Raw genomic sequence first — 6,354 nt, 5'->3', positions numbered from 1 at the left:
AATTGCCGTCTTGTAAACTTGGTCATTCTTGAAGTGGTAATTGGTAATTGGTAATTGGTAATTGGTAGTTAGTTGACAGTTAACGGTTAACTGGTCACCGATCCCTGGTTGCTGTCCCTAGCCCCTCGCTCCCAAGATGGCTTCTTGCCTCGGTCTAGCGCCGAAATGCTCGATGAGTAAATTTCGCAATACTGGCTGCAAATCCTCGCAGGGAATTCCCTTTGTAATGCAGCTACCTAAATGAGCATCCTTGCCGACTTTGCCACCCATATAGATGTCAACGCCTTCTACAGCTTTGCCATCTTTACGGGCTTTGGTTCCCATCAGCCCAATGTCCGCTACCTGGGGTTGTCCGCAGGAGTTGGGGCATCCCGTCCAGTGAATGCGGACTGGTTGAGTAAATGTTAGTTCTGCTTCTATCGCCTTAATTGTTGCCAGCGCTCGATTTTTGGTTTCAATCAAGGCAAAGTTGCAGAACTGAGCGCCCGTACATGATACGAGTCCTCGGGTCAGTGTCTCGGGTTCTATAGAGAAGCGTTGTAAGAGTGGTTCCGCCAGGAAGGTTCCAAGACGCGAATCGGGAATGTTGGGAATAATTATGTTTTGTTCTACAGTCAGGCGAATCTCACCACTACCATAAACTTCTGCTAACCGCGCTACTTCAAACATATCTTGAGCGTAGAGCCGCCCGATAGGAACGTGTAAGCCGATGTAGTTTAGTCCTAGCTGTTTTTGAGCGTAGACTCCAATGTGGTCGCGTTTTTCCCAGTCAATTTCGTCTTTAGCGGCTGCCGATCGCAAAGATTTACCCATTCGGGTTTCTACAGCTAGACGGAATTTTTCCATCCCCCACTCGTCAATCAGCCACATCAAGCGAGCTTTTTGTCGATTGGCTCGCAGTCCATTATCTCTATAAACTTCCAAAACTGCTCTGCATACAGCAACCACTTCTTCTGGTGCTACCCAAGCATTGAGAGGAACCGCTGCCTCGCAACGTTTAGCAGAAAAGAACCCCCCCACCAGAATATTAAAACCAAATTCTTTTTCCCGACTCCCCTGTAGGGACGCACGGTCGTGCGCCCCTACCGACTCCCGACTCCCTTCCTGAAACGCAGGCACGAAAGCAAGATCGTTGATCTCTGCATGGACGGAGTTATCGCGTCCACCAGTAATGGCAATATTAAATTTTCGCGGTAGGTTGGTGAATTCTGGGTTTCCCTCACCGTAATTGGTGATTGCGTCTTGCACTTGATGCACTAAGTCTCGCGTGTCAAATAACTCTTCGGCATCGAGTCCTGCTAGCGGATCGCCAGTGATGTTACGGACGTTATCCATCCCCGATTGGATGCTGGTTAATCCCACAGCAGCAAACTTTTGAAAGACCTCTGGCAAGTCTTCAATCCGAATGCCCCGCAGCTGAATATTCTGTCTGGTAGTGATGTCTGCGCTACCGTCATCGCCATAGCGTTGCAGGACTTCACCCAGCACTCGCATCTGATGGGTGGTGATAATGCCATTAGGCATCCGCAGCCGCATCATGAATTTACCTGGAGTGACTGGACGAAAGAACACGCCTAGCCACTTAAGGCGATGGTCGCGATCTGTTTCATCCATCGCTTCCCAGCCAATAGAGGCAAATTGTTCGATCTCTGCTTTAACCGCAAGACCATCTTTTTCTGCCTTAAATTTTTCAAATTTATTCAGACTTGCCTTGGAGGTTGCTGCGTCCGTCATATGGCTTTATCCCTGTTATCTGCTATTTTCGTGCCACTACCAGCACTTATGTTGAAAAAATCAAAAATTCTGCTAGTTCTAAGTTTCTGTCAGCTCTCAGATTTTGTTACAACCTGCTGTCCGTTGTCTTCCTTGGCAAAATCTTCTTTTCATCGGTATGATGGGCGTTCGCGACGCACCTTCCTTTCGTTTGGGGCTGGAATCAGACAAGACACCACGCAGTTGTTTTAAAATGGCATCATATGAAAAGTCATCCCTGTATTTTTGATACATTCGATACTTTGCGATCGCCTTCTGTACTATTAACCCTCCGAATTTAAGCAACAACCCCAGTCCTTGCAGTCTGAATAATAGTTTGATGGATCGCAGTTCGATCGAGTGCCGACTCGTGTTGCTTGCTTGCTAGAAACTAACTTACGCGGATTTTTCCTACCAATTCGTAACTTAAGTAACAAATCATTGCTTTTATTGAACTTTTTGCATCATTACTATGCAGATATGACATAGAAATCGGTACAAAGACGGATGTAGCATGTCTCAATTAGGTCAGACTGACAATTATCTAATTCAAATCGCAGTAATTTAACCGTGAATTTACAGACTGCTAATTTGTTAGAACAGGCACAACTCGCCCACGCTGCTTCTAACTGGGCGTTGCTACTCCAATGCCTTCAGCAACTCATGGCGGACAGGAGATTGGAGACAGAATTAATTTTTCTCCCCCAGCATCCCCAGCTCTCTTCCCCGACTCCCCTCGCTTGGGCAATCGATATTTTGACCTGGGGAGATTTTCATCAACGGTGGGATGTGGCGAAGTTACTGCCTAAATTCGGACGAGAGGCGATCGCATCTTTATTGGAAATTTTGGCAGATGAAGATGCGGATGAAGAATTGCGCTGGTTTGCCGTGCGGAGTTTGGGGACTTTTGACAATCCAGAAGCGATCGCGGCTTTGGTAGAGTTGTTGCAAACATCAGCAAATCCAGAAGAACAGGGAATAGCAGCCGCAGCTCTAGCAGAAATTGGCTCGAATGCTGTATCTGCAATTACAAAGTTGTTAAAGCGAGAGAATACAAGAGCGCTAGCTACGCGATCGCTTGCCTATATTCGTACCAAAGAAACAATCGAGCCTCTACTCAGTGTTGTTCGAGACGCAGATCTGGAAATTAGAGCGATCGCGATCGAAGCTTTGAGTAGCTTTCACGATCCTAAAATTCCGCCCATTTTGGTTGAAGCTTTAAGCGATTTGGGGGCAAAAGTGAGAAAAGAAGCTATTACTGGCTTGAGTTTTCGCCCCGACTTGCGGGAAGAATTGAATTTAGTCGATCTCTTGTTGCTGAGATTGTATGACTTCAGCATAGATGTTTGTCTAGCTGCTGCAAACGGGTTGGGTAGATTAGGAACGGATCGAGCTGCAACAGGTTTGTTCCGAGTCTTGCAGTCTCCCCATACGCCGAGCGCTTTACAGATAGAAATTGTCTTAGCTCTAGGCAGAATTGAAACCTCAGCCAGTCTGGAATATTTACGGCAAGTGTTCGAGCAAATAACTTCAATCGCAATTTGGCAAGAAACAATTAACGCTTTAGGAAGAGTCGAACAGTTAAGTTTAAAGCCACAAGCAGCAGAGATTTTACTCGAATTGCTGCGTACCAATTGCTTAGCAGCACAACACGCCAAACTCAAGCAAGCGATCGCTTTGTCTTTAGGTCAATTAGGTGAAATGCCAGCCATTTCATCGCTGATTCAATTACTGGCGGACTCAGATCTTGCCGTCAAATTGCACGCGATCGCTGCTCTCAAACAGTTAAATTCTACTGCTGCCTATCAACAGTTAACTCAACTTGCTGCTGATGCTAATATTTCACCGCAACTACAACAGGGAGTCGCGATCGCTTTGCGAGAATGGGAACTCAGTTCTTCTTTTTAAGTAAATATTTACCCCACTCTACGGCAATGGGTATCTCTGTAAAAGGAATTCGCACGGTATCTTGTGAATCTTGCATGATAAATTCTAGCGCGATCGCGTTACCTTTATTTGGTGGTGTCTCCAACACTACTGGCTTTTCCTCTACTAGTAAGCGAATTTCTTGCACCCGTTCTAAAGAAAAAGTTTTCAGGTCAATGGGTCCCGTGCGTGTTGGTTTTCCCCAAGTTAATTCGTTGCCGCTTTGCCCCAAAACGGCATAAATATCATATTTTGACTTTTCAAACTGTTGCGCCCAATTTTGGTATGCTTCTACTTTTTGAAATTCGTTTCGTCCCTGCCAAGCTAACCAAAAAAATAATCCTAGCAGTGGCAACCAAATCAAACCACGTTCCATTGTTTTACTGAGTAGCTATCCTTCTCTAATTATAGAAATTGCTATGGCAGTTCTATTTAATGGAGGCAATTCAAGGTGGCAATGCCCGCCCTACTATCTATAAATAAGAAAGTTAGCTACTTGATTTGGCGTGAAGTTTTTGTTATTATTTGCTTAATAATGGAAATATATTCAAATTTTTAAAAGTTGCAAATATTCCCATTGTAATATAGATATTATAAAACAAAGCTCGGAAGAAATAAAGTCGTTGGCACTAATTAACGCTTGATTCTTCGCAATTCGCAACTAAAACAATAATGACAAAGCAATAATTACGAATTACGAATTATTAATTACAAATTAACCATGCAATGCCTTAAACAGAGCATCTGTCAGTTCAACAGCTTGCTTGGCTCGTTCTGGGGCTGTTGCACTAGCATCAGTTGCGGCTAGGGCGATCGCAGCAATGTATTCGCGCTTAGTCAATCCTTTATCCAACATGGTTGGGTCTGTAGGATGAGCAGGTGCATTAGCATCATGAGCAGACATAAATTGAACCCTCCAGTATTACAGGTAGCACGAAGTAAATATATACTGCGTTGGCTACCACTGGTAATCAAGGGAATTAGGCGTTGCCGATTTTCACAATCGGACGAGGTTGCTGCCAACCAATCGCTTACAGCTTTTCTAGGAAAGCAAATACAACCCGTGCTTGATTTTCCGCTGCGATCGCAAAAAATGTGCCGATTTGCGTTGCAGCTGCCTCTTCGCCACCACCAGCTAAATCGGAAACGCTTCTGACAGCCATGAAAGGGACGTTGTTGGAATAGGCTACCATTGCCGAAGCGGTGGTTTCCATATCGACAACTAGTACATCCGTGTCGGCGTTGCGGTTGCCTTGTTCGTCAAAATTAAGGGTTGTCGCTAGAAATTTCCGATATTGGGCGTTGTCAACAAATGTAGGTCCAGCGACCCCATTTTGACCGACGATGAGTTGAGGTGGTGGATCGATCGGCGTAGTAGCGCAATTTCCCGCTTGGTCCACTTGAGGACAATCTAATAATTCAACTTCCAGCTGACTTGCTTTTTTAAACATTGCCTCATCAACCGTAAACCAGAATTTTAAGTCCTGATCTGTTTCTGGGTTGACAGACGTGCCTGGGAATGGCACTTGACGGATGATCTGTTCGTTGTTCTGGTTGAAGTAAAATTGCGGTGCGCGATCGGAACTGACATTTGTATTGCGTAAAAAAGCATTCTTAGCATCGGGTTGAAAGATTCCTTCTTGGTTAGCTTGCCCTGGTTCAGATGCTTGTCCTAGTAAAAAATTGCAAGTCTTGGCTTCCTCTAATGGGTCTTGCAGGACGTGATTGAGTTGAAGTCCGGGTGAGAACGCACACGGTACAATTTCTGCCGTGTTATTGAAATACGTCTCTTGGGGGAACCCCCACCGTTTGGGGATCGTTACCGAACCGATGGGTGTCTCATTTGGGGTATTAGGGTCGTCGTCGTTTGCCCCAACCCCACCAACTCCACCAGCGATCCCGCTAAAAATTACTTTTGAGACGTTAAATTTGTCTAGCGTTAATTGCGTCACCATTGTAGCGTTGACAATACTGATATTAGTCAGCACGACAACGACGTTCTTACCGCGCAATTTTCCCTTACTAAAGCGATGTCCGTTAATATTTACGCAGCCATCGAATTTGTTTTTGCCGTCATTCAAGCGCATTTCATCAATAAATCGATCTGCCTCACCAGAAAATGCAGAAACGAGAGCAATTCTGGGAACTGCATCAGTATTAGCTTTACACTCCCCTTGAATCGGAGCGGCTTGAGTGCTGCTGACGGGTAACTGAAACGCAAAAGAGAGCAAAACTGGCAGTTGCCACCAACGCGAACTGCTAACGGTCGTGTTCCTACTAAATTTCATGGTTTTGCTCTCCTATCCTCTTGTTTTAACGTTCGGTCATTAGGATAGTAGTATTGGCAACCATTCAAAATGGTAGTATTTGCAACTTAACTATTACTTAGAATCAAACATTGTATTTTGTCGTGAAACTATAGAAAAGTTGACTTATTCGTCAGCGTTTGCTGTAAGAAGCGGGAGTCGGTAGGGGCGCACAGTGGTGCGCCCGTACATGTGCGCCCGTACAGGGGAGTCGGGAGCCGAGAACAAGATTTTGATACCTAGTCGATCGCATAATCGGTGCTAGCGCGCGGGAGCGTTACAACGATTGACGATCGCAGGATTCGCGCAACTCCCTTTAGTTTGCAGATCTGCTAGCGTACTTCCGAGTAGATACAGTCCACCACAAAGC

Annotated in this window: 5 protein-coding genes; 1 reads left to right on the top strand and 4 read right to left on the bottom strand. The window is 45.3% G+C overall.

Annotated features, from left to right (window positions below; all coding sequences use genetic code 11):
- Positions 1-117: 117 nt before the first annotated feature.
- Entirely contained in the window at positions 118-1,734 is a 1,617-nt protein-coding gene (locus ACRC32_RS23465) for a ferredoxin--nitrite reductase (protein WP_438556241.1), read from the bottom strand.
- Positions 1,735-2,322: 588 nt separating this feature from the next.
- On the opposite strand from ACRC32_RS23465, the gene ACRC32_RS23460 reads away from it, so the two are divergent.
- The gene (locus ACRC32_RS23460; RefSeq protein ID WP_438556240.1) at positions 2,323-3,660 is read left to right on the top strand and encodes a HEAT repeat domain-containing protein; all 1,338 of its coding nucleotides are present in this window, start codon (positions 2,323-2,325) and stop codon (positions 3,658-3,660) included.
- On the opposite strand, the gene ACRC32_RS23455 is transcribed toward ACRC32_RS23460, so the two are convergent.
- The 3 genes from ACRC32_RS23455 to ACRC32_RS23445 form a co-directional block, all read right to left on the bottom strand.
- Positions 3,644-4,054, bottom strand: a complete 411-nt coding sequence (locus ACRC32_RS23455) for a hypothetical protein (protein ID WP_438556239.1) — start codon at positions 4,052-4,054, stop codon at positions 3,644-3,646. The two genes, ACRC32_RS23460 and ACRC32_RS23455, sit on opposite strands and share 17 nt — an antisense overlap.
- Before the next feature lie 339 nt (positions 4,055-4,393).
- Entirely contained in the window at positions 4,394-4,582 is a 189-nt protein-coding gene (locus ACRC32_RS23450) for a hypothetical protein (protein WP_106165912.1), read from the bottom strand.
- 127 nt (positions 4,583-4,709) lie between these two features.
- The gene (locus tag ACRC32_RS23445) at positions 4,710-5,966 is read right to left on the bottom strand and encodes a 5'-methylthioadenosine/S-adenosylhomocysteine nucleosidase family protein (protein ID WP_438556238.1); all 1,257 of its coding nucleotides are present in this window, start codon (positions 5,964-5,966) and stop codon (positions 4,710-4,712) included.
- Positions 5,967-6,354: the final 388 nt, after the last annotated feature.

Source organism: Chroococcidiopsis sp. (genome assembly GCF_051657925.1).
In the GTDB taxonomy this organism is placed as follows: Bacteria; Cyanobacteriota; Cyanobacteriia; order Cyanobacteriales; family Chroococcidiopsidaceae; genus Chroococcidiopsis.
The sequence above is the reverse complement of the archived record's forward strand: the minus strand, read 5'-3'. Positions and strand labels throughout refer to the sequence as shown.

Bases quoted from the DNA above. Each gene is read 5' to 3' on its own strand.
- ACRC32_RS23465 (WP_438556241.1), bottom strand. From the start codon at position 1,734: ATGACGGACGCAGCAACCTCCAAGGCAAGTCTGAATAAATTTGAAAAA.
- ACRC32_RS23450 (WP_106165912.1), bottom strand. From the start codon at position 4,582: ATGTCTGCTCATGATGCTAATGCACCTGCTCATCCTACAGACCCAACC.
- ACRC32_RS23455 (WP_438556239.1), bottom strand. From the start codon at position 4,054: ATGGAACGTGGTTTGATTTGGTTGCCACTGCTAGGATTATTTTTTTGG.
- ACRC32_RS23445 (WP_438556238.1), bottom strand. From the start codon at position 5,966: ATGAAATTTAGTAGGAACACGACCGTTAGCAGTTCGCGTTGGTGGCAA.